Origin of the sequence: Cryobacterium sp. PH29-G1, assembly GCF_030063365.1 — a bacterium.
In the GTDB taxonomy this organism is placed as follows: domain Bacteria; phylum Actinomycetota; class Actinomycetes; order Actinomycetales; family Microbacteriaceae; genus Cryobacterium.
This window is the reverse complement of record NZ_JASISY010000003.1, coordinates 181,465-204,391: the sequence shown is the minus strand read 5'-3', so window position 1 is coordinate 204,391 and position 22,927 is coordinate 181,465. Positions and strand designations below refer to the sequence as shown.

Here is a 22,927-nt window from a genome sequence, read left to right as displayed (position 1 = left end):
GTCGAAGCTAGAGCGGCAGCTTGAGCGAGTCGATCAAATCGGTTGCGTGCGAACTGGTGAGAATCACTCGGGCGAATTCTTCATCAACGAGGTCGATCACCACGGCGGGACGATGGCGCTTGATCGAGACGAAGTCCTTACCGCCGTGAAACTTCCAGGTGCCGGCGGCCAGAACCAACGGAATCATCGACCCCGGTGCGCGAATTCCGCGCAGCCAGATCCACGGGTCCTCCGTGATCGTCACCGAACGAATATTTTCCCGCTGCACAACAATCGAATCCCGTCGCAGCCCGAGGGTGCGTTCTGTGCGCGTCAAGTGGATCTCGAGCCGGTCGGGATGCACACTCAGGGAAGCCATTGTTCCAGTCTGCCCGGTTCCGGCCGAAAAGCCCTTGTCTGAACCTCACAAAGCAGTAACGTCCCAGCGGAGGATCTCTCCAATCCAAGCGGATGCGCCGGAATCAGCTCTGAGGAGCCGCCGCGGCCGCTGCCTTGGCCGCGGCCGGCAACGCCTCGAAGATGCGCCCGATGGCGCTCTCATCGTGCGCGTCGGAGACGAACCACGACTCGAACACGCTCGGCGGTAGCGATACGCCGCCATCGAGCATGGCGTGAAAGAACGGTGCGTACCGAAACGCCTCCTGCCGCTGCACTTCGGCGTAGGTGCGCGGAGCCGAAGCCTGCGCTTCCTCGCCGAACACGAAGCTGAACAAGTTGCCGGCCCGCTGCACGCGATGCGCGACTCCCTCGGCAGCCAGGGATGCGGAGACCGCCTCAGAGAGGATGGTGGCGGTCGCATTGAGCCGGTCGTAGATGCTCTCATCGAGCAGATTGAGCGTCGCGATTCCGGCCGCGACGGCAACCGGGTTTCCCGACAGGGTACCGGCCTGGTAAACCGGGCCGGTCGGTGCCAGCGCATCCATCACGTCGGCCCGGCCGCCGAGCGCCGCCACGGGCAGACCGCCGCCGATGATCTTGCCGAAGGTGAGCAGGTCGGGCGTGTAGAACTCCTCGCCCGCAGACTCGAGGCTGCTGGTCTCGAGGCCCCAAAAACCGGAGCGGCTCACCCGAAAACCAGTGAGCACTTCATCGAGAATAAGCAGCGCGCCGTTGGCGTGCGCGATTGCCGACAACGCCGCGTTGAATCCGGCGTCCGGGGCGACGACGCCCATGTTGGCGGCGGCCGCCTCTGTGATGATCGCGGCGATACGACCCGGGTGCGCCTCGAACGCTGCCCGCACGGCGTCAAGGTCGTTGTAGGGCAGCACGAGCGTCTGCGCGGCGGTCGCCGCGGTGACACCGGCCGAACCGGGCAGGGCGAGCGTGGCGAGGCCGGAACCGGCCTGCGCGAGCAGCCCGTCGGAGTGACCGTGATAGTGCCCGGCGAACTTGATCAGCAGGTCGCGACCGGTGAAGCCGCGCGCGAGGCGAATAGCGGTCATGGTCGCTTCGGTACCGGTGGAAACCAGGCGCAGCTTTTCTACCGCACCGACCCGATCGGCGACGAGTTCGGCGAGCTCGGTCTCGGCCGGTGTCGAAGCACCAAAGGACAGCCCGAGCGCGGCGGCATCCTGCACCGCCTTGATGACTTCGGGGTGTGCGTGGCCGAGAATGGCCGGGCCCCACGAGTTGACGAGGTCGACGTACTCGCGGCCGTCGGAATCGGTGACGTAGGCGCCCGCGGCCTTCACGAGAAAGAGCGGGGTGCCGCCCACGGAGCCGAAGGCGCGCACGGGCGAGTTGACCCCGCCGGGAATCACGCGCCGGGCACGGTCGAACAGTTCGTCATTGTGGGTAACCGCGGCTTCGACTGACGTCGCAATCGTGTCGGTCATGCTTGCTCCTCCTTGAGCCAGGTGGCCAGTTCAACGGCCCAATAAGTGAGTACGGCATCGGCGCCGGCCCGGCGGATGCTCAAGACCGATTCTTCGACGGCGCGGCGGCGGTCGATCCAGCCCTGCGCGGCGGCCGCCTCGATCATGGCGTATTCACCGGAGACTTGATATGCCCAAACCGGAATACTACTCATCGCGGCAACCTCGGCGAGCACGTCCAGGTAGCTGCCGGCCGGCTTGACCATGACGATGTCAGCGCCTTCGGCGATGTCGAGCTCGGCTTCGCGCACGCCCTCGCGGCGGTTGGCCGGGTCGAGCTGGTAGGTTCGACGATCGCCGACCAGGGTGGAAGCAACGGCTTCACGAAAGGGGCCGTAGAAGGCGGAAGCGTACTTCGCCGAGTAGGCGAGCACCGCGGTGTCTTCGAACCCGTTGGCATCGAGGGTCTCGCGCACCGCGGCGACCTGGCCGTCCATCATGCCCGAGAGGCCGAGCAGCGCGGAACCGGCCGTTGCCTGGGCCAGGGCCATGTCGCGGTAGCGGTCCAGAGTGGCATCGTTGGCGACGTGGCCATCGGCCGCGAGCACGCCGCAGTGCCCATGATCGGTGAATTCGTCGAGGCACAGGTCGGTCTGCACGACGAGCGCGTCACCGATTTCGTCGACCAGGGCACGGGTGGCCAGGTTGAGAATGCCGTTGGGGTCGGTCGCACCGGTTCCCGTCGCATCGCGGTGGGACGGAACGCCGAACAGCATGACTCCGCCGACGCCGGCTTCGGCCGCCGCAACGACGGCACGGCGAGCACTGTCAATGCTGTGCTGGACGACACCGGGCATCGAACTGATCTCGCGGGTGTCATCACCTTCGCGCACGAACATAGGCAAAACGAGTTCGGCCGGGTGAACACGGATTTCGCTGGCCAGACGACGAAGGGCACGGCTGGCGCGCAGACGGCGTGGGCGGATTACGGGGTTGGTCACCCCTTCACCCTACGCCGCCCGGCTGTACGTTTCGTTATCCTGCCGTTACCTATCCGGCCGTGTGTCCGGTCGGTGATCGGTTCAGGACGCCGGTGCCGTTCCGTCCAGCGCGGTGTCGACGAGGGCATCGATGAGAGACTCGGCGCTGCGCTCGTCGGCGATGACGTCAACGCGCAGTCCGAGCGCCCGGGAGTCTCTGGCCGTCTGCGGGCCGATGCACGCCACCAGGGTGCGTTCGGGAATATCACCGAACTGTTCCCGCACCTGACGCGCGACGCTTCCGCTCGTGACGAGCACGGCGTGCACGAGGCCAGCCTTGACGTCGGCGACGACCTGGTCACTGACCGGAACACCGATCGTGCGGTAGGCGACGACGGATTCCACGTCGTGGCCGACCCGACGCAGCCCCTCGGTGAGGAGGGGTTTGGCGATCTCGCTGCGCAGGGTCAGCACGCGCAAGGGGATGACACCGGCCGTGGCGGTTTCCCACTCCTCGAGCAGGCCGCGCGCGGAATTGTCTTCGGAGGGCACGATATCCACTCGGTAGCCGGCTGCAACGAGGGCCGCCGCGGTGGTTTCACCGACCGCTGCGATGCGTGTTCCGGGCGCGATAACAGCACGGTGCGACGACAAAACGTCGACGGTCGTGGCGCTCGTGATGGTCATCCAGTCGAAGTCACCGGCCGCAAGGCGGGTCAGCGCCGCGTCGAGAGCCGGGGCATCATCGGTTGCGGCGAAGTTAATCATCGGAGCAACGATGGGCTGTGCGCCCTTGGCCCGCAAATTTGCTGCAACCTGGTCGCCCCAGGGTCCGCCGCGCGGTACGAGAACTCGCCAGCCCGCGAGGGGCTTGGTCAGTGAATTGGTCACGTGGTCACTCAGTCACTTTCAGGGGAGCGAACTCGGCCGCGCCACCGGCCAGGAGATCAATGGACACTCGTTCGGCCACGTCGAGCGCGGCTTCGGTGAGGTGGAGTGCGGAGTGGGAATCGGGTGTCGCCGCGTGCGAACTGGTGACCTTGCGGGAACCATCCGGGCTGTACACGGTCGCTGTCAGAAAAAGAAGCCCGTCGTCAACGACCGCCGTTGCACCAATCGGTGCGGCGCAGCCAGCCTCGAGGCGAGCCAGTACGCTGCGTTCGGCGGTGGTTGTCGCCTGCGTGGTCGAGTGGTTCATGGCGGAAAGTGCAACACCGAGCAGGCGATCCGGCTTTCCGTCGCGCACCTCGATGGCCAGCGCACCCTGTCCGGGAGCGGTCGGCCAGGCGGACAGGTCAAGAAAGTCGGTCGCGACGGAGTCGAGACGACCAAGACGGCCCAGGCCGGCCGCGGCAAGCACGACGGCGTCGAGATCGCCATCGGCCACACGCCCCACGCGGGTGTCGATGTTGCCGCGAATATCCACGACGGTCAGGTCGGGACGACGTTCAAGCAGCTGGGCGACCCGGCGGGGCGAGCCGGTTCCGACGCGAGCACCCTCTGGCAGGGTATCCAGGGTGAAGCCGGCGCGTGCGCAGAGCACGTCGCGGGCATCCGCTCTCTTCGGTGTGGCGCCGATGCGCAGGCCGGGATAGGCCTCGGTCGGCAGGTCCTTGAACGAGTGCACGATGACGTCGCACTCGTCATTCAGGAGGGCCTCGCGCAACGCGCTCGCGAACACACCGGTGCCGCCGAGGCTCGCGAGCGACTCGGTCGAGGTGTCGCCGTGCGTGGTGACGCGCACGACCTCGACCTCGACACCGGCGGATGCCGCAATGCGGTTAACGATGGTCTGGGTCTGCGCCAGCGCCAGGGCGCTCGCGCGCGTTCCCACGCGAATTACGGTCATGGTGCCATTCCCGCCACGGCCGGCTTGAAGCCGAGGCGCACATTTTCGCAGCAACCGGGACGACACACGTCGTACCAGGGGCCAAGGGTGGTTTCGGCCGGGCGATCTTCCACCGGGGTGTCCTCGAGGCGCTCAACGACGAGGTCGACGAGTCCGTTGACAAAGTCCGGCGAGACCCCGGGGGTAGGCACGCGCACGGCGAACAGGTCGTGCTCCGCACAGCTGTCGAGTGCCTCATTGTCGAGATCCCACATGACCTCCATGTGGTCGCTGACGAAACCGAGCGGCACGATGACAACGGCACGGATGCCGCGGGCCGGCACCAGGGCGATCGCATCGTTGATGTCGGGTTCAAGCCACGGCATGCTGGGTGGGCCGCTGCGGGACTGGTAGACGAGCTGCCAGGGGGTGTCGATCCCCGCCATGACCTTCTGCGCCACCGCGAGGTGCTGTGCCGCGTAGGCGCCCCCCTCGCCGAAACCACGTTCGGTCGGGCCGCTCTTATTCGCGTCGGTCATGGGAATCGAGTGGGTGGAGAACAAAACTTCCACCTCGGTGTCGAGGTTGATGCCCGGGAGGGCGGCCGCGACCTCCGCGAGACCGGTGCGCACACCGGTTACGAACGGCGTGACGAAACCGGGGTGGTCGAAGAACTGGCGCACCTTGTCGATGGTCACGACGCCCTCGAGGTCGTTCTTGGTCAGCGCCGCGGCAAAGTCCTCGCGGTACTGACGGCAACCCGAGTAGGAGCTGTACGCACTCGTGGCGATGGCGAGTAGTCGATCCTGCCCGTCGGCGTGCGCCTGGGCGATCGTGTCCGAGAGATAGGGCGCCCAGTTGCGGTTGCCCCAGAGCACCTTCAAATCGATGCCGCGGCGGTCGATCTCGGCCTGCAGGGCGGCCTGCAACACGCGATTCTGGTCGTTGATCGGGCTGACGCCACCGTAGTGGCGGTAATGCTTGGCGACGACTTCGAGACGTTCCTCGGGGATGCCGCGGCCACCGGTCACGTTGCGCAGGAACGGAATGACGTCGTCCTGGCCCTCGGGACCGCCGAAGCCGGCCAATAGAACGGCGTCGTACTGCGCCATTACTGCAAAACCTCGACGAGTTCGGCGGTACCAATGCGACGCCCGGTGAAGAAGGGGATCTCTTCGCGCACGTGACGGCGAGCTTCGGTGTCGCGCAGGCCGCGCATCAAGTCGACGAGCTCGGTGAGTTCGTCGCTCTCGATCGGCAGCAGCCATTCGTAGTCGCCGAGGGCGAAGGCCGAGACGGTGTTGGCGATGGCTCCGCGGTACGCAGCACCCTTGCGGCCGTGGTCGGCGAGCATCCGGCTGCGGTCCTCGTCGGGCAGCAAATACCATTCGTAGCTGCGCACGAAGGGGTACACGGTGAGCCACGCCTTCGGTTCGACGCCGCGCAGAAAGCCGGGCACATGGCTTTTGTTGAATTCGGCGTCGCGGTGCACGCCCATGGCGTTCCAGGTTGGCAGCAGGCTCTTGAGCAGGCGGCTGCGGCGCAGCTCGCGGTTGGCCCACTGCAGGTTCTCGGCGATCGGCGCGTGGGTCCAGATCATGACATCGGCGTCGGCCTTGAGGCCGGAGACGTCGTAGAAGCCGCGCACGGTGACGCCCTCGGCCTCGATGAGGGCCACCACGTCGTCGAGCTCGTTCACGGCGTGCGGCACATCGCTGCCGTCGAGATCGTCGGGGTTGTGCGGATCTCGTCGTAGAACGGTAAAGAGGGTGAAACCTTCCGGAGAAGGCGCAAGTGCCTCGGAATCGGTGGGGGTGGTGGGCTGAACGCTGGTTACTGCCTCTCCGGCAGCCGGGTGAGTCATGGGTCTAGTTTGCTCTGTATTGGTCCCGGCACCAAAAGGAGCGCGCGCTTTCTGGGAACCAGCCGGGCACACGGCCGGGCAACTAGCGGTTCTTGACCACAGCGGAAGCACCGAACCAGACGATGACACCCACGACGGTCGCCGCGCCGAACGCAATCCCGACGAGGGCGACCGGGTTGTCTTCGCCGAGCTGCCGCAGGGCGTGGGTCAGGCGACGCCGCTTGATGCGAAACTGCTTGGGCAGGTTGAACTTGTACTCGATCGCGTCGAGCGTCGAGGCGAGCTCTGCGCGCTGGAGCCGCGCTTCGGCGCGCAGTTCGGTAATACCGCGCTTCTCGCTTGAGGTGCTGACTGCGGGGCTATTTGTGGTCATATTCGCCAACTCCCTTGAATGCATCGACGTCGTGGCGAATACTCGCGTGTATACCCTCGGGGTCGGGTTTCGTGGCCGCCTTCACCCGGTTGACGCCGATCAATACGAGGATGACGGCGATGAGCAGTAGCGCGACCGCCACGATGAGGGTGGCCAGCCAAAGCGGCAGCACGAGGTCCAGCGCAATCACGGCGAGGGCCACGAGCACCCCGGTCGCAAAGAACGCGAAAACGCCGGCCACGACGAACATGGCGGCACCGACCCCGAAATTCTTCGCCTTGGCGGCGAACTCGGCCTTGAAGGCATCAAGTTCGGCTTTAACAAGGCCACTGATCTGGCCGGGTAGTTCCCCAATCAGGGCGAGCAACGGGCGTTTGCTCTTGGGGTTGAATCCACTGCTAGTCACGGATTGCCTTCCCTAGGTTCGGGTGTCGGTGTTTCAGGTTTCTGAATTCTACGAGCAAATGCGCCGCCGGTTGCGCGACCGATTGCCTCGCCTACTTCGCGGGAGAATCCCCAGCGGAAGCATCGGTGGAAGAATCAGCGGCGGCACTCGGCTTGGCCTTGGGCGCAGGCTTGGGCGCAGCCTTGGGCTTGGGCTTCGCAGCGGCGGTGGCGCTCGTGGTGCCGCTGGCTTTCGCGGAAGCCGTAGACGGGGCCGGGCTCGCGGCCTGCTTCTTTTTGGCGGCGGCCTTCGTGACGGCACTCTTGCCAGCCTTGAACAGGGTGACGGGAACATCGCCGACCAGCTCGAGGGCGGCGTCGCGCACCTCGGTCACCCGGCGCTGCACTGGTTTGGCATTCCAGAGATCATTTGCCGCGGCAGCGATCTGGTCGTAACGTTTGCGACCGGCACGTGCACCGAGCACATAGCCGACGAGTCCGCCCGTGATGAACAGAAGCTTTCCGCGCATTGAGTCTCCACTTTCGTAAGGTCTCCCCAGAGTAACCCGGTTCGCCGTTTCGGTCTCGGGTGGTGCCCGGCAAGTCTGACACCGCACGTATCAATACAGGAAGCGCACAGTTTCAGCTAGAGATCCGGCGGTGTGATGGCGAGGCCGAGGGCGGCGTGCCGGATGCGGTCGCCGGCCTCCAGGGCGTGCGGAATAACCGAGGCGAGACCGGTTCCGGCCAGCCAGGCGCCGGTGATCTCCAGTCCGGGCGTCGCTGCGACGGCCTCGCGCACGTGCTGGGCACGTTCGGGCGCCCCGAGGGTGGCCGGCGACAGGGCATCACGCCACTCGGTGCGGGCGAAGGCGCGCACCGAGCGGGCCGGCAGCGGCACTCCGAGCAGTACAGACGCGTCATGCAGGGCGAGCGCCTGCAGTTCGACGTCGCTGAGGTCGTCGGTCGGGTTGGGCTGACCGGCCCGACCGTAGCTCAATCGCACGACGTGCCGGCCGGAGCCGGCCGCGTCGGCAACCCAGGCCCATTTCGCGGTGACGTGGGTGAGCGCCTTCGCGGTGACATCGGGGGCGTCTATGGAGACGAGCAGACCGGTACCGCGCGGGTGCGCGTCGAGGGCGGGCGCGTCGAGCACGAGGGTGGTGAGCGTGACGGCGGTCGGAGCCGGCCAGTCCAGCTCGGCGAGAGCGTCAAACTCGTCGCCGAGCGGATTGACCAGCCGCAGGGCCTGTGCGCCCTGGGTGGCAATGATCACGAAGCGGGCGGTGAGCGTTTCCGTGGTGTCTTCCGGCTCGGCCACCTCGTCATCCGCGGGGCGGGTGACGGTGACGTCCCAGGTGGGCGCATCCTCGGTGCCGGAACGGGCCAGGGTCTCGGCCGTGGTACCGGTGAGAATAGCCACGTCGTGGCGCTCGAGTGCGCTCACGAGCGCGGCGGGCAGGCTGGCCATGCCGCCGAGGAGACCGCCAACGTTCGAGCCGGCCGGCGCGCCCGAACGCAACGCCGAGACGGCGCCGGAGAGCGAACCTGCGGTGGTGAGGGCACGGTTGAGTCCGGGGGCGACGACGTCGATTTCGAGGTCGACGGCGCTCGTCGTGTAGACGCCGGAGGCGACGGGCTCGACCAGACGATCGAGTACGCGCTGGCCCATGCGCTTCTTCACGAGGTCGCCGAGGCTGTGCTCCCGGCCGATCGTGAGTACGGGCATGAGCCGGTCGACGTAGGCGCGGAGCGCCCCCTTCCAGCCGATAACGCGGCGCACATCGTCGGCGAGCGGTGAACCGGGAATGCCGAGAACGCCGGCCTTGGGCAGCGGAACGCTGACCGAGGCATCCGCTGACGGTGCGGGGAGGGACACGCCTGCGGCGATTTTCTTCGCGCGGGAACGGGACACGGATTTCGTTGTGAGGGCGGGCAGGTGCAGCCAGGCGCCGGCGACGTTGGGCGCGACGACCTGATCGGTGAGGCCGAGATCCTCGATGAAGGCGGCGACGGTACCGCCGCGCACGGCGAAGCTCTCCGCACCGCTGTCGAGGGCGAGACCGTCGAGAATGTGGCCGGCAACCGGGCCGCCGACGGCATCCGTGCTCTCAATGATGGTGACGTTCAGTCCCACCTGGGCGCATTCGCGAGCCGCGACCAAGCCGGCCACCCCGCCGCCGATGACGAGCACATCGATCATGACGCCGGTTCCTACTCGCCGGCGCTCACGTCGTGCACGAGGCCGACGAGACGGGTGAGCACGTCGGGGTCGGTGTCGGGTGGAACGCCGTGGCCGAGGTTGAGCACGTGCGAGGGCGCGCTGCGTCCGCGTTCGAGCACGTCGCGCACGTGGGCTTCGAGTACCGGCCAGGGAGCGGCCAGCAGGGCCGGGTCAACGTTGCCCTGCACCGGAACGGCTCCGCCGAGGCGGCGGTTGGCCTCATCGAGGGGCACCCGGTAGTCGACGCCCACGACGTCGGCGCCGATGTTGTGCATCTCTTTCAGCAGTTCGCCGGTACCGACGCCGAAGTGCACGATCGGCACGTTGCGGTCAACCGTCTCGGCATCGGCCGTGGCACCGGCACCGTTCGATGCCGGCACGGTGTAGGTCAGGTCGCGCACATGGGCGATCGCCGCGGCCGAAGCGGGGGCGACGGATGCCGCATAGTCTGCCAGCGAGAGGGCTCCGGCCCACGAGTCGAAGAGCTGGGCAGCGCTGGCACCGGCCAACACCTGCGCACGAAGGAATCGGCCGGTGACGTCAGCGGTCCAGGCCATGAGCTTGGCCCAGGCCTCCGGTTCGGCGTGCATGAGCGTGCGGGCGTGAATGTGGTCCTTGGACGGACCGCCTTCGACCAGATATGCGGCCAGGGTGAAGGGCGCACCGGCAAAGCCGATGAGCGGGGTCGATCCGAGCTGAGCCACCGCGAGGGCCACCGCTGCACTGATCGGCGCCAGGGCGTCATCGAGCAGAGCGGGGTCGAGGGCGGTGAGCTCGTCGACATCCGCGCTCGTGCGCACTGCCTTGCCGAGAACGGGGCCCTTTCCGGCCACAATCGACACGTCGACCCCGACCAGTTTGAGCGGAACGACGATATCGCTGAAGAAAATTCCGGCGTCGACGTTGTGGCGCCGCACCGGCTGCAATGAGATTTCGCTCGCCAGTTCCGGGTCGAGGCACACGTCGAGCATGCGTGTACCCACGCGTAGTTCCCGGTATTCGGGTAGTGATCGCCCGGCCTGGCGCATGAACCACACCGGGGTCACGGCGGGCCGCGTGCCCTGGTAGGCCTGGATCAGGCGGGAGTCAGCGGTGAGGCCGGAGGAAAGTGGATGGTGCGCGTCGAGGATCATCTCGCTCATTCTCTCAAACATCCCTGACAGCGGCGACCGGAGCGTACAGCAAGAAGTCGTAGAATCGGTTAGTGCTCATTCTTTTGTCCGCCAGCCACAAGAACTCCACCTTTGATGTGCTGGAGAAATTGTCTGTGGGCGGAGGCTCGTCAGCCATCCGCATGGTGGAGCAACACGGACCGCTCAGCGGCGCCGTTGTGGTTGCGACCTGCAACCGATTTGAGGCCTACCTCGACCTGGACGAACCGTACGGGGTGTCGCCATTGCCCGCCGTGTACGTCGCGATTGCGGCGGTGAGCGCGAGCAGCGGTCTCGACGCTGACGTTCTGCGCGACAATCTCACCCTCGTGCACGGCAATGGCGTCGCCGAGCACCTGTTCGCCGTGACGAGTGGCCTGGAATCCGTTGTCGTCGGCGAGGTCGAAATCGCCGGGCAGGTGCGCCGTGCGCTCGAGCAGGCTCGCGCCGACGGCACCACGAGCCCCGAACTTGAGCGTTTGTTTCAGCGGGCTTCGCAGACCTCACGCGGTGTCAAAAACCGCACCGGCATCGGTTCGGCCGGTCGCTCGATCGTGCGACTCGCCCTCGAACTGGCCGAAAGCCGGGTCAGCGACTGGTCCAGCGCTCGCGTGCTTCTGGTCGGCACCGGCCGTTACGCCGGCGCCTCCCTGGCCGCCCTGCGCGACCGCGGAGCCGAGGATGTGCGCGTGTTTTCGCCGTCCGGTCGCGCCGTCGGATTCGCCGCTTCACACGACATCGAGGCCGTTCCCCTTACCGATTTTGCCGCCGAGGTGGCCCGCGCCGACGTCGTCGTCACCTGCACCCTGCGCGATGACCACGTTATTGACGCGGCCCTGATCACCCGCGGTCGCGCCGAGATTAGTCTCGACCCGTTTGCCATTGCCGGTGCCACCGCTGAGGCCCCGGCCCGCCTCTGCCCGGCCGATGCCGGCCCCGCGGCGCCACCACAGCTCATTATCGACCTCGGGCTGCCTCGCAACGTGGCACCCGACGTGACGACGGTGCCCGGCGTTGAGCTGCTCGATCTGGAAACCATCAGCATCCACGCCCCGCTCGAAGAGCTCAATGCCACGACCGAGGCGCGCGAGATCGTGGGTAAAGCCGCTCGTAAATTCTCTGTCGTGGCCGAAGAGCAGAGCCTCACCCCGGCCGTGGTAGCTCTGCGCAGCTACGTTTTCGAGTTGCGCGATGCCGAAATCGCTCGGGCGCGCAGCCGGGGCGACTCGAGCGAAGCCACCGAGTCGGCTCTGCGACACTTGGCCGGTGTGCTGCTGCACACTCCCATGGTGCGCGCCCGGGAGCTCGCCCGCGCCGGCGAGCAAGACGCCTATCTCACCGGTCTCGACGCCCTGTTCGGCATCGACGTCACCCTGCCGGCCGTGAGTGCAGCGGATACCGATTCAGATAACGGCTCGATCGCCTCCTAGCTTTCGCGAGCAGTTTCTTGACGGGGCTGAAACGATCGCCGGGCCACGACGCGGCAGTCTTTCCGCGCGAGATGCCAACTTCGGCCCCTTGGGCGAGTCTCATGGGGCCGAACGTGGCATCTCGTGAAATTGAGAGCGGTGAGCGACCTCGATCAGGGTCACCCCGGCAGGCGGGCTGGCTGCGCCCATCGCGGCGAGCGCTTTGGGCGCCTCTGCCAGCGTGATTCGCCGGCTGATCAGCTCATTCGGGCGCAGCCGTGCGCTCAGCACGAGGTCGAGCAAGCCCGGGTAGTCGTGGGCGGGCATCCCGTGACTGCCGAGCACGGTCAGTTCGCGCGCGATCACCCTGCCGAGCGGCAGTCGCGGATCATCGGCCAGCAGGCCGATCTGCAGGTGTCGCCCGCGCGTGGCCAGAGAGCGGATGCCGATGGCCACCGTGCTCTCCCGACCCAACGCCTCAAGACTCACCTGCGCTCCGGAACCGTCGGGCGTGAGCGCGACAATGCGCCGCACCACCTCGGCGTCCTCGAGGCCGGCCGAGTTCACCGTGTGGGCAGCACCGACGCGGGTCGCCGCGTCGAGCGCAGCGGCACTGATATCGACGGCGATGACCGTGGCGCCCAGGGCTCGTCCGATCATGACCGCACTCAGGCCGACTCCACCGCAGCCCACGACCACCAGGGTTTCGCCATTCTGCAGGCCGGCCTGGTGCACGAGCCCGCGATAGGAGGTCGCAAACCGGCAGCCGAGCAGCGCGGCCGCGCCGGCATCGAGGCCATCGGGAATAGCGATGAGGTTCACGTCGGCGTTGTGCAGCGCAACTCGCTCGGCGTAAGACCCCCAGTGGGTGAAGCCGGGCTGGGTCTGGTTGCGGCAGACCTGGCCGTTGCCACTGTCACACTCCGGGCACTCGCCGCACGCACACACGAACGGCACGGTCACCCGCTGCCCCACCCGATATCGGCGCACGAGCGGCCCGACCTCGTCGATCACGCCGACCAGTTCGTGCCCCGGCACGTGAGGAAGGGCGATGTCGGCGTCGTGGCCCACCCACCCGTGCCAGTCGCTGCGGCACAGGCCGGTCGCTTCCACCCGCACGATCACGCCGGCGGCGCTCAGCAGCGGCTCGGGCACCTCGCGCAGCACTGGAAGAACACCGAACTCTTCAAAATAGACCGCTTGCATGGTCTCAGTCTGCACGACGGATGCCCGGGCATCCGTTTAATATCGGCTACGCGCCGCGCAGGCGCACCGCGAGGTAGGCCTCAAGCTCGGTGAGCGGCACGCGCTCCTGTGCCATGGTGTCGCGGTCACGCACGGTGACGGCCTGGTCGTCGAGCGAGTCGAAGTCCACCGTGATGCAGTACGGCGTGCCGATCTCGTCCTGGCGGCGATACCGACGCCCGATCGCACCAGCATCGTCGAAATCGACGTTCCACAGCTGGCGCAGGTTCGCGGCGAGCTCGCGCGCCATCGGCGACAACTTCTCGTTGCGCGAGAGCGGCAGAATCGCAGCCTTCACCGGCGCCAGGCGCGGGTCCAGCTTGAGCACGGTGCGCTTGTCAACGCCGCCCTTGGCATTGGGAACCTCTTCTTCAACGTAAGCATCGACCAAAAAGGCCATGAGGGAGCGAGTCAGGCCGGCAGCGGGCTCGATCACCCAGGGCGTCCAACGTTCGTTCTTGGTCTGGTCGAAGTACGACAGATCCTTGCCGGATGCCTTGGCGTGCGTCGACAGGTCGAAGTCACCGCGGTTCGCCACGCCTTCGAGCTCACCGAACTCGGTGCCGGTGAAGCCGAAGCGGTACTCGATGTCGACGGTGCGCTTGGAATAGTGCGAGAGCTTCTCCGCCGGGTGCTCGAACAGGCGCAGGTTCTCGGGGTTGATGCCGAGGTCGGTGTACCACTTCATGCGCGTGTCGATCCAGTACTGGTGCCAGGTTTCATCGGTGCCGGGCTCAACGAAGAATTCCATCTCCATCTGCTCGAACTCGCGGGTGCGAAAGATGAAGTTTCCCGGTGTGATCTCGTTGCGAAAGCTCTTGCCGATCTGGCCGATGCCGAACGGCGGCTTGGAACGCGACGCCTGCAGCACGTTGGCGAAGTTCACGAAGATACCCTGCGCGGTTTCGGGGCGCAGGTAGTGCATGCCGGCCTCGTCATCGACCGGGCCGAGGTAGGTCTTCAGCAGTCCGGAGAATGCGCGCGGCTCGGTCCAGATGTGACGGTTGCCACAGTTGGGGCAGGCGATGTCGTCGAGGCCGTTCTCGGGCGCACGGCCCTTCTTCTCCTCATACTGCTCTTCGAGGTGGTCGGCGCGAAAACGCTTGTGACAGCTCGTGCACTCGATCAGCGGGTCGCTGAACACCTCGACGTGACCGGATGCCTCCCAAACCTGGCGAGGCAGAATCACGGAAGAGTCTAGGCCGACGACATCGTCGCGGCTCGTGACCATGGAACGCCACCACTGCTTCTTGATGTTTTCCTTGAGCTCGACGCCGAGGGGCCCGTAGTCCCAGGCGGAACGTGAACCGCCGTAGATCTCACCGGCCTGAAAAACAAAACCGCGGTGGCGGGCGAGGGCGATAACGGCATCAAGATGGGTGGGTGCGGCCACGGTGGCTCCAATGGTCGAAGGCGCAGAATGCGGGCGAGTGCCCGAAGGTTCCATTTTACGCGCTCCTATCGGGTGAAATATCCCCGTCGTCTATGAGGCTCCGCGTGCGGCACTTTCTGGGGGTAACGTAAGCATGCGGTTTTCTATCACCAGCCAGATTCTCTAGGGGGAGACATGGGCGCTACGTCCAGTACGAGCAGGGGCATTTCAAAGGAACCGGGGGCTCTGCAACGGATTCCCCACGATCTGGCGGTGGCCGTGGACCCCGAAGAGATCGAGGCCCACGACCGCAAGTGGACGCCGCTAAAGATCGTCATCTGGGGCGTGATTTCCCTGCTCGGCGGGCTCAGCTGGGTGATGCTTGCCGTGGTGCGCGGCGAAACCGTCAACGCCATCTGGTTCGTCTTCGCGGCTATCTGCACCTACCTCATCGGCTACCGGTTCTACTCGAACTACATTGAAAAGCACCTGCTCAAGCCCGACGACCGTCGCGCCACCCCGGCCGAGTACAAGGCCGACGGTAAGGACTTTGCGGCGACCGACCGTCGCGTGCTGTTCGGCCATCACTTCGCTGCGATCGCTGGCGCCGGCCCCCTCGTTGGACCGATCCTGGCCGCCCAGATGGGCTTTTTGCCCGGAACGATCTGGATCATCGTCGGAGTCGTCTTCGCCGGTGCAGTGCAGGATTATCTGGTGCTGTACTTCTCGATGCGCCGCGGCGGTCGCTCCCTCGGCCAGATGGCACGCGACGAACTCGGTCTGATCGGTGGCACCGCCGCCCTGATCGCCACCCTCGTGATCATGGTCATCATCGTGGCCATTCTGGCCCTCGTGGTCACCAACGCACTGGCGGAAAGCCCGTGGGGTGTCTTCTCGGTCGGGATGACTATTCCGATCGCCCTGTTCATGGGCTGCTACCTGAGGTACTTCCGACCCGGCAAGATCACCGAAATCTCCATCATCGGTTTCGTGCTGCTGCTCGCCGCCATCATCGGCGGCGGCGCCGTGGCCGGCACCGAGTGGGGCACGGCCCTCTTCACCCTCGACAAGGTCACCATCGCCTGGGCAATCATCATTTATGGTTTCATCGCCGCGATCCTCCCGGTCTGGTTGCTGCTCGCGCCACGCGACTACCTCTCGACCTTCATGAAGATCGGCACCATTGGCATGCTTGCCGTTGCGATCATCATCATTCGTCCGGAGATCACCGCCCCGGCCGTGAGCGAATTCGCCACGAATGGTGCCGGCCCGGTCGTCAGCGGAAACCTTTTCCCGTTTCTGTTCGTCACGATCGCCTGCGGCGCCCTCAGCGGGTTTCACGCGCTGATCGCCTCGGGCACCACGCCGAAGCTCATTCAGAAGGAGCGCCAGACCCGCTTCATCGGCTACGGCGGCATGTTGATGGAATCCTTCGTCGCCATCATGGCCCTCGTCGCGGCGCTGTCGATTGACCGCGGCCTGTACTTTGCTATGAACTCCCCCGCTGCCCTCACCGGCGGAACCATCGAGGGCGCCGTCGCCTTCGTGAACGGTCTGGGCATGACCGGCGTCAACGTGAATATCGACCTGCTCGCGCAGACGGCGAAGGACGTGGGTGAAGCATCCATTGTTTCGCGTACCGGAGGCGCACCGACCCTCGCCGTCGGTCTGGCACACATCATGCAGCAACTCGTTGGCGGTCCGGCCATGATGAGTTTCTGGTATCACTTCGCCATCATGTTTGAGGCGCTCTTCATCCTCACCGCAGTGGATGCCGGCACCCGCGTTGCGCGCTTCATGATGCAGGACAGCCTCGGCAACTTCTTTCCGAAGTTCAAGAACACCTCGTGGCGCCCAGGTGCCTGGGCGGCCACCGCGATCATGGTCGCGGCGTGGGGAGCCGTGCTGCTCATGGGAGTGACCGATCCACTCGGCGGCATCAACACCCTGTTCCCGCTCTTCGGTATCGCCAACCAGTTGCTCGCAGCGATCGCCCTCGCGGTCGCCATGGCGATCATCGCCCGGCGCGGGCTATTCAAGTACATCTGGGTGGTCGCACTCCCGCTTGGTTTCGCATCCGTCATCACCATCTACGCCTCGTTCCTGAAGATCTTCTCGACCGTTCCGGGCATCGGCTACTTCGCACAGAACCGGGCGTTTGCCGCGGCCCTCGCCGACGGGCAGACTAGCTTCGGCACCGCTCCATCGGTCGTTGCCATGGAGGCCGTTGTGCGCAACACGATGGTTCAGGGGGTGCTGTCGATCGTGTTCGTGGTGCTGACCATCGTCGTGATCATCACCACGATTCAGGCCACCATTCATGCCTACCGCACCCACTCGAATGCCACGAATGAAGATGACGCCGTGCAGTCGCAGCTCTTCGCCCCGGCCGGGTTGATGATGACCCCGTCCGAGAAGGTCATTCAGGCCCAGTGGGATGCCGTGCCGGCCGCCAAACGCCCGAAGCGGACCGGGCACTGATGCCTACCTCGGTGGGCATCGGAACGCGGTTGCGCCTCGGCCTTCGTGCCGGCACCCGTCGCGTTGTCTGGTGGACTCGTGCCCTCATGGGCGAAGACGCCTACGAGAAATACGTGGAGCACCACGCGAGCTGCGAGCCCGATCCGGCTCATCCGATCATGACCGAGCGGGAGTTCTGGCGCGACCAGACCGACCGCCAGGACAAGAACCCGCAGAGTCGCTGCTGCTAGACGTGTGATCTGATCGAGCTATGCCGTGTGGTCAAAACAGGGCCACGCTATTCTGGTGTGATGACGAGCGGGGGTGTAGCACAGCGCCCGCGCGCGCTCCTTTTGCGGCTCAGCGCACTGTTCAGCAGCCTGCCACCGTGGGGTCAAGTACTGCTGATCTGGGCCGCCTCTCGGGTACTCACCACGGCCCTGCTCGGCGCCGTCTTCGCCGTCGCCACTCGCGCGGGCTGGACATTTGCGAGTTACCGCACGGACCCGAGCTTCTTCACCTTTTCGGGCTCGTGGGATAGCTCCTTCTACCGCCAGATTGCGCTGCAGGGCTACCCCGCCGAGTTGCCAACGGATGCCGCCGGCAACATCGAACCGAATGCCTGGGCTTTTCTCCCGTTTTTTCCGTGGCTGACGCGCGGCATCGTGGCGGTGACCGGCCTGGACTTCTACGTTGCCGGGGTACTCGTGGCGACTCTGTTCGGAGCCCTGGCCGCTCTGATGTTGCACCGCCTCCTCGCGCCGCGCGTCGGAGCCAGCTCGGCATTGTGGGCGGTGGCCCTGTTCTGCTTCGGGCCGCTGTCGTTCATTCTGCAGGTGGCCTACGCCGAGAGCCTGTATCTGTTTTTGATCTTCGCGAGCCTTGGTCTGATGATGGCTCGGCGCTACCTACTCATGATTCCGTTTGCCGTTCTGGCGGCGTTCACCCGCCCCGGTGTGCTCGCACTGTCACTGGCCCTGGCCATCATGCTGGTCGTGCGCTGGCGCGAGGGTAGCCGGTTCGCGTGGCGGGAGCGCTGGGCCGTCGTGGTCGCCGGGCTCACCATTGCCGCGGTCGGGCTGGCCTGGCCGCTCGTGGCCGGTGCCGTCACCGGAGTACACGACGCCTACCTGCAGACCGAGTTGTCGTGGTGGACCGGCTTTGTCGGCCGGGTGGAGTTCGTGCCGCTCACGCCGTGGTTTCTGATGGCGGGAAAGTATCTCGGTCTGGCCGGAATCCTGCTGATCCTGATCCTTGCGGACGGATTTGGGTGGTGGTTGTCGCGGCGGTCGCTGCATCCGCTTCGACCGGAGATCGTGGCCTACTCCGCGAGCTACGGACTCTACCTGGTGGCGGTGTTTCTGCCGCAGCAGAGCTTGCTGCGACTGCTGATGCCGCTCGCGCCCCTGCTCGGTGACCCGGCCATCGCCCGGTCGAAGACGCTGCGCCGTACCCTGCTCGGCGCGGGTATCGTCCTGCAGCCGGCGGCCATCGTGCTGCTCTGGTTTATCGGGTACCCCTGAGCCGTGAGTTTGTGGCACCGAGCCGTGAATTTCTCGCCGTTGAATCGTTCGAATCGACCCGGAACTCACGGCTCGGCGGCGGCTTAGGCCTTGGTCATCAGGATTCGGCCGCTTGTTGCTCTGGAATCTGACATCAAGTGTTCGAATAGAGGGCGAAGGTGAGCACGAAGCTGACGGCGCCGTAAACCACCGGCATCCAGTTGGCTCCGAGGACCAGGATGCGAGACCCTCGGCGGCGCGCGACCCTACTCCAGGGTGCCGTCGACCAGTTGCACGATCATCGAGCAGTCCTTGCCGCCCTGGCCGTGGTCGATCAGGCGCTGGAACAGTTGCTGCACGTGCTGCCCGATCTCCAGCGGTGTGTCGGTGGCGGCAGCGGCAGCAACCGCGAGGCCCATGTCCTTATTGGCCAGCTCGGCCGTGAAGGTCGGCGCAAAATCCCGGTTCACGGCCGCAGACGGCACCACTCCGGCAATGGGATACCAGGTGCGCAGCGCCCAGCTATCCCCCGAGGAAACGGATGCGATATTCCAGAACACCTGCGGGTCCAGTCCCAGCCGATCGGCCAAAACAGCGCCTTCCGAGGTCGCCGCAAGGTTAATGAACAGCATGAGATTGTTGCAGATCTTCGCGGCCTGGCCGGTCGTGGCCCCACCGGTGGGAATGATATTCGCGGCCATCGGCTCAATGAATGTGGTGGCTTCGGCGACGGCATCCGCTGCACCGCCGATCATGAAGGTGAGCGTGCCGGCCTCGGCACCGGTGATGCCGCCCGAGACCGGGGCATCGACAAAGCGAAAGCCGGCCCCGGCGGCGGCATCGTGCAACGCCTGAGCAGATTCAATATCGATGGTCGAGGAGTCCACCAGCAGAGTCTTGGTGTCGGCGTTGGCCAGCACACCCTCGTCGCCGAAGTACACCGCGCGGGCGTGCTCGCCTTTGGGCAGCATGGTGAAGACCACGTCGGCACCGGCCACCGCGTCGGCGATGCTCGTCTGGCGTGTGACGCCCGCAGCCACCGCCGCGTCGAGGGCTTCGGTGTTGAGGTCGAAGCCGCGCACACTGTGCCCGGCCTTCACCAGATTCGCCGTCATGGGGCCGCCCATGTGGCCCAGCCCAATCCATCCGATGACCGCCATGGCATAGCTCCTTCGCGTAGGTGGCGGGCGTCTCTGCCCGACAACTCCACGATGGCACAACTTGGCTGGGCTAGTGCACGTACTCCAGCAAATCGGCGCCGACCGCGCGCATCCCGTCGAGCACTGCGAGTCGGGTCATGAGCTCGGTGTCATCGAAGCACATCGAGACGGCGTACGTCACGCCGGCCCGCGGACCGCGAAGAATACCCACCTCGCTGCGCACGCCGGTGGTCGCCCCGGTCTTGTTGACCATGAGCAGACCGTGGTCGCTTTCGCGGTGCGCGAGCGGATCCAGCCCGAACGCGCTGGCCACGAGCGACAGGTCGGTGTTGAGCGAGAGCCAACCGATCACCCGCGCGCTGGTGGCGGCATCGACAATCTCACCGCGGGCCAATGCCGTGAACAACCAGGTGAGCTCTTTGGCACTGCCGACCGACAGCTGTGGTGCATCATCCGGGCCGCGCTGATCGCGCACCAGATCGAGCAGCGCGGTTCGGCTGAGTCCCAGCTGCTCCGTGCGGGTGCGCACCGAGTGCAACCCCACGGCGCGAATGAGCACGTTCGTTGCGAGGTTGTCACTCGTCGCGCCGACCAGCGCAGCGAGGTCGGCGACGCCGAGTCGCGCCACCTGCAGGTGCTGCCACACGCCCGAGTCGGTCACGGCGTCCAGCGGGGTGCGCTCGAGCATCGTGGCCAGGCCGAATTCGGCGTCGTTCAAGCGCGCTGCCACCTCGATGAGAAGCAGCACCTTGCCGATGCTCGCCGTCGGCATCGACACGTGGTCGTCGACCGAAAACAGCACCCGCCCGGTTGCGAGATCGGTCGCCCGGGCCGAGACCTGCACTCCGCCCAGAGCGAGCTCGCCCAGGGCTGCAAAACCGCGGGCGAAGCTTTCGGGAGAATTCGAGGTGCGATGTTTGCCAGCGGGCGCGGCGGCGTGCCGGGAGCGGGCACCGCCGCCGGCATCCGCTGCGCTGGACGCCGGGTTCACGCCGGCATGCTGACCGCCCGCGCCCTCGGCATCGCGACTGGGAACGGCCATCACCAAATGGTGACGCGTTTCTCGGGGGCGAGCCAGAGGGCATCCGCTTCGCTCACCTGAAACGCCTCATAGAACGCGGGAATGTTGCTGACGATCTGGTTGCAGCGAAACTCGTTCGGCGAGTGCGGGTCGATAGCCAGCAAGCGGATGGCCTCAGCGTCGCGCAGCTTCATTTGCCAGGCCTGGGCCCAGGAGAGGAAGAAGCGTTCCGCGCCGGTGAGTCCGTCGATGACCGGGCTTTCTTCGCCGTTCAGCGAAAGCACGTACGCCTTCCAGGCGATGGAGAGGCCGCCGAGGTCGCCGATGTTCTCGCCGATGGTGAGGGCACCATTGACGGTGTGACCCGGAATGGCCCGGGGCTCGAGGCCGTCGAACTGCTCGATGAGCGCGGTCGTGCGCAGCTCGAATGCAGCCTTGTCTTCGGCGGTCCACCAGTCAATGAGACGGCCGTCGCCGTCGTACTTCGAGCCCTGGTCGTCGAACCCGTGGCCGATCTCGTGGCCGATGACCGCGCCGATCGCGCCGTAGTTGGCGGCCGGATCGCGGCTCTCGTCGAAGAACGGAAACTGCAAAATGGCGGCCGGAAAAACGATCTCGTTGAATCCGGGGTTGTAGTAGGCGTTGATGGTCTGCGGGGTCATGAACCACTCGTCACGATCGAGCGGCTTGCCGATCTTGCCGAGCTCGCGCTGAAACTCGAACTCGCCCGCGGCCTTGACGTTGCTGATGAGGTCGTCGGCGGTGATCTCGAGGCTCGAGTAATCGCGCCATTTCACCGGGTAGCCGATCTTGGGCGTGAATTTGCTCAGCTTTTCGAGGGCGCGGCCGCGGGTCTCCTCGGTCATCCAGTCGAGGGTGCTGATGCTGTTTTCGTAGGCGGTGACGAGGTTGGCCACGAGCACGTCCATGCTCGCCTTGGCGCTCGGCTTGAAGTGGCGATCCACGTAGATACGTCCGACGGCCTCGCCGAGGGCACCCTCCACGAGTGAGACACCGCGCTTCCAGCGGTCGCGCAGCTGCGGGGTTCCGCTCAGGGTACGACCGTAGAAGTCGAAGTTCGCCTCCACGAATTCACCCGACAGGTAGGCGGCACTCGAGCGGATGACCTGCCAGCGCAGCCAGTCCTGCCATGATTCCAGGCGGTCATCGGTCAGGGTCTCGGCGAGCCCGGCGATGAAGCTCGGCTCGCGCACGACGACCTCTTCGAAGGCGCCGGCCGGGGCGTCGAGGCCCTCCAGCCAGAGGTCGACGTCGGCGCCAGCGGCGAGCGCCGATACCTGACCCCAGGTGCGCAGGTTGTAGGTTTTCTCGCTGTCGCGGGTAGCGACTTTGTCCCAGTGGTGCGCGGCGAGTTCGGTTTCAAGGGCAAATACCCGCCCGGCACGTTCGGCGGCGTCGGCGAAACCGGCGAGGGTGAACATCCGCTCAAGAAATTCTTGGTATTTCGTACGAATCTCGGCGAACTTTTCTTCGCGGTAGTACGACTCGTCGGGCAAGCCGATGCCGCCCTGCGCGATGAAGACCAGGTAGCGCTCGGGGTTTCCCGGGTCGTTGTCGACGTAGAGGTGGAAGGCTCCCGCCACGCCGCCGCGTTCGAGCCGGCCGAGGGTCGAGAGCAGTTCGGAGATGGTGGTGACCGCGTCGACCGCAGCGAGGTCGCTGACCAGCGGCGTGGCGCCGAGTGCTTCGATGCGTTCTTCGTCGAGAAAGCTCGTGTAGAGGTCGCCGAACTTGCGCTCGAGACTGCCCTTCGGAGCGGTCTGCGCCTCGATGATGATTTCGCGCACGGCCTTCTCGGCGTCTTCGGCGAGCATCATGAAGGAGCCCCAACGCGCCTTGTCGGCGGGGATCTCGCTGCGCGCGATCCACTTGCCGTTCACGTGCCGAAAGAGGTCGTTTTGCGGCCGTACCTCCGGGTCGAGTTCGGCCTGGTTGATTCCGGATGCAGTAGCCAGCTCAGTCATGTCTTCAGCCTATCCGGGCGGGGTGACAGCTGGCCGAGTGAAGCCGCTCAGCGGTGTCCGCGGTGCCCACGGAGCCATCGCTAGACTCGACATTCTGCCCCCCTTCTGGGGCGCACCCGAACGCCCATTTGCCCTATTCGGGCAATAACATTCCC

At 65.9% G+C, this 22,927-nt stretch carries 21 protein-coding genes; 4 read left to right on the top strand and 17 right to left on the bottom strand.

Going from position 1 to position 22,927, the window contains the following annotated elements:
* Positions 1-7 precede the first annotated feature (7 nt).
* From QMK22_RS05625 to hemE, 12 genes are all read right to left on the bottom strand, one after another.
* Positions 8-358, bottom strand: coding sequence for a hypothetical protein (locus tag QMK22_RS05625; RefSeq protein WP_283496642.1), 351 nt, complete (start codon positions 356-358; stop codon positions 8-10).
* 103 nt (positions 359-461) lie between these two features.
* A complete protein-coding gene (gene hemL / locus QMK22_RS05620; protein ID WP_283496641.1) occupies positions 462-1,835 on the bottom strand; it encodes a glutamate-1-semialdehyde 2,1-aminomutase in 1,374 nt (457 codons plus the stop codon).
* Positions 1,832-2,815: a porphobilinogen synthase gene (gene hemB, locus QMK22_RS05615; RefSeq protein WP_283496640.1), complete on the bottom strand. Its 984-nt coding sequence runs from the start codon at positions 2,813-2,815 to the stop codon at positions 1,832-1,834. Before hemB ends, hemL begins: the two co-directional genes overlap by 4 nt.
* Before the next feature lie 81 nt (positions 2,816-2,896).
* Positions 2,897-3,685 (bottom strand): uroporphyrinogen-III synthase, encoded by a 789-nt coding sequence (locus tag QMK22_RS05610; protein WP_283496639.1) that lies wholly within the window; start codon positions 3,683-3,685, stop codon positions 2,897-2,899.
* 4 nt (positions 3,686-3,689) lie between these two features.
* A complete protein-coding gene (gene hemC / locus QMK22_RS05605; RefSeq protein ID WP_283496638.1) occupies positions 3,690-4,643 on the bottom strand; it encodes a hydroxymethylbilane synthase in 954 nt (317 codons plus the stop codon).
* Positions 4,640-5,734: a ferrochelatase gene (locus tag QMK22_RS05600; RefSeq protein WP_283496637.1), complete on the bottom strand. Its 1,095-nt coding sequence runs from the start codon at positions 5,732-5,734 to the stop codon at positions 4,640-4,642. Before QMK22_RS05600 ends, hemC begins: the two co-directional genes overlap by 4 nt.
* Entirely contained in the window at positions 5,734-6,486 is a 753-nt protein-coding gene (gene hemQ, locus QMK22_RS05595) for a hydrogen peroxide-dependent heme synthase (RefSeq protein ID WP_283496636.1), read from the bottom strand. The genes QMK22_RS05600 and hemQ overlap by 1 nt, the downstream gene beginning before the upstream one ends.
* Before the next feature lie 82 nt (positions 6,487-6,568).
* Positions 6,569-6,859, bottom strand: coding sequence for a hypothetical protein (locus tag QMK22_RS05590; protein ID WP_283496635.1), 291 nt, complete (start codon positions 6,857-6,859; stop codon positions 6,569-6,571).
* Complete coding sequence (locus tag QMK22_RS05585; RefSeq protein ID WP_283496634.1) at positions 6,846-7,265, bottom strand: phage holin family protein; 420 nt, start codon at positions 7,263-7,265, stop codon at positions 6,846-6,848. The genes QMK22_RS05590 and QMK22_RS05585 overlap by 14 nt, the downstream gene beginning before the upstream one ends.
* Before the next feature lie 91 nt (positions 7,266-7,356).
* Entirely contained in the window at positions 7,357-7,773 is a 417-nt protein-coding gene (locus QMK22_RS05580) for a YtxH domain-containing protein (protein ID WP_283496633.1), read from the bottom strand.
* Positions 7,774-7,889: 116 nt separating this feature from the next.
* On the bottom strand, positions 7,890-9,446 hold the full coding sequence (locus QMK22_RS05575; protein ID WP_283496632.1) for a protoporphyrinogen/coproporphyrinogen oxidase: 1,557 nt from the start codon (positions 9,444-9,446) through the stop codon (positions 7,890-7,892).
* 11 nt (positions 9,447-9,457) lie between these two features.
* The gene (gene hemE / locus QMK22_RS05570; RefSeq protein ID WP_283496805.1) at positions 9,458-10,600 is read right to left on the bottom strand and encodes a uroporphyrinogen decarboxylase; all 1,143 of its coding nucleotides are present in this window, start codon (positions 10,598-10,600) and stop codon (positions 9,458-9,460) included.
* 71 nt (positions 10,601-10,671) lie between these two features.
* Between hemE and QMK22_RS05565 the strand changes: the two genes are divergently transcribed.
* Complete coding sequence (locus QMK22_RS05565) at positions 10,672-12,048, top strand: glutamyl-tRNA reductase (protein WP_283496631.1); 1,377 nt, start codon at positions 10,672-10,674, stop codon at positions 12,046-12,048.
* Between the two features lie 99 nt (positions 12,049-12,147).
* Here QMK22_RS05565 and QMK22_RS05560 read toward each other — a convergent pair whose 3' ends face one another.
* Both QMK22_RS05560 and QMK22_RS05555 read right to left on the bottom strand, forming a co-directional pair.
* Entirely contained in the window at positions 12,148-13,233 is a 1,086-nt protein-coding gene (locus QMK22_RS05560) for a zinc-binding dehydrogenase (RefSeq protein WP_283496630.1), read from the bottom strand.
* Positions 13,234-13,279: 46 nt separating this feature from the next.
* A complete protein-coding gene (locus tag QMK22_RS05555; RefSeq protein WP_283496629.1) occupies positions 13,280-14,665 on the bottom strand; it encodes a glycine--tRNA ligase in 1,386 nt (461 codons plus the stop codon).
* Between the two features lie 174 nt (positions 14,666-14,839).
* Here QMK22_RS05555 and QMK22_RS05550 point away from each other — a divergent pair, with 174 nt between their 5' ends.
* Genes QMK22_RS05550 through QMK22_RS05540 form a run of 3 tightly spaced genes read left to right on the top strand, consistent with a single transcriptional unit; the run spans position 14,840 to position 18,627 of the window.
* Positions 14,840-17,125: a carbon starvation CstA family protein gene (locus QMK22_RS05550; RefSeq protein WP_283496628.1), complete on the top strand. Its 2,286-nt coding sequence runs from the start codon at positions 14,840-14,842 to the stop codon at positions 17,123-17,125.
* Entirely contained in the window at positions 17,125-17,355 is a 231-nt protein-coding gene (locus QMK22_RS05545; RefSeq protein ID WP_283496627.1) for a YbdD/YjiX family protein, read from the top strand. The genes QMK22_RS05550 and QMK22_RS05545 overlap by 1 nt, the downstream gene beginning before the upstream one ends.
* A 60-nt stretch (positions 17,356-17,415) precedes the next feature.
* Entirely contained in the window at positions 17,416-18,627 is a 1,212-nt protein-coding gene (locus QMK22_RS05540; RefSeq protein WP_283496626.1) for a hypothetical protein, read from the top strand.
* A gap of 245 nt (positions 18,628-18,872) precedes the next feature.
* On the opposite strand, the gene mmsB is transcribed toward QMK22_RS05540, so the two are convergent.
* From mmsB to QMK22_RS05525, 3 genes are all read right to left on the bottom strand, one after another.
* On the bottom strand, positions 18,873-19,766 hold the full coding sequence (mmsB, locus tag QMK22_RS05535) for a 3-hydroxyisobutyrate dehydrogenase (RefSeq protein WP_283496625.1): 894 nt from the start codon (positions 19,764-19,766) through the stop codon (positions 18,873-18,875).
* 70 nt (positions 19,767-19,836) lie between these two features.
* Positions 19,837-20,808, bottom strand: coding sequence for a serine hydrolase (locus QMK22_RS05530; protein WP_283496624.1), 972 nt, complete (start codon positions 20,806-20,808; stop codon positions 19,837-19,839).
* Positions 20,808-22,772 (bottom strand): M13 family metallopeptidase, encoded by a 1,965-nt coding sequence (locus QMK22_RS05525; RefSeq protein WP_283496623.1) that lies wholly within the window; start codon positions 22,770-22,772, stop codon positions 20,808-20,810. Before QMK22_RS05525 ends, QMK22_RS05530 begins: the two co-directional genes overlap by 1 nt.
* Between the last annotated feature and the right edge of the window lie 155 nt (positions 22,773-22,927).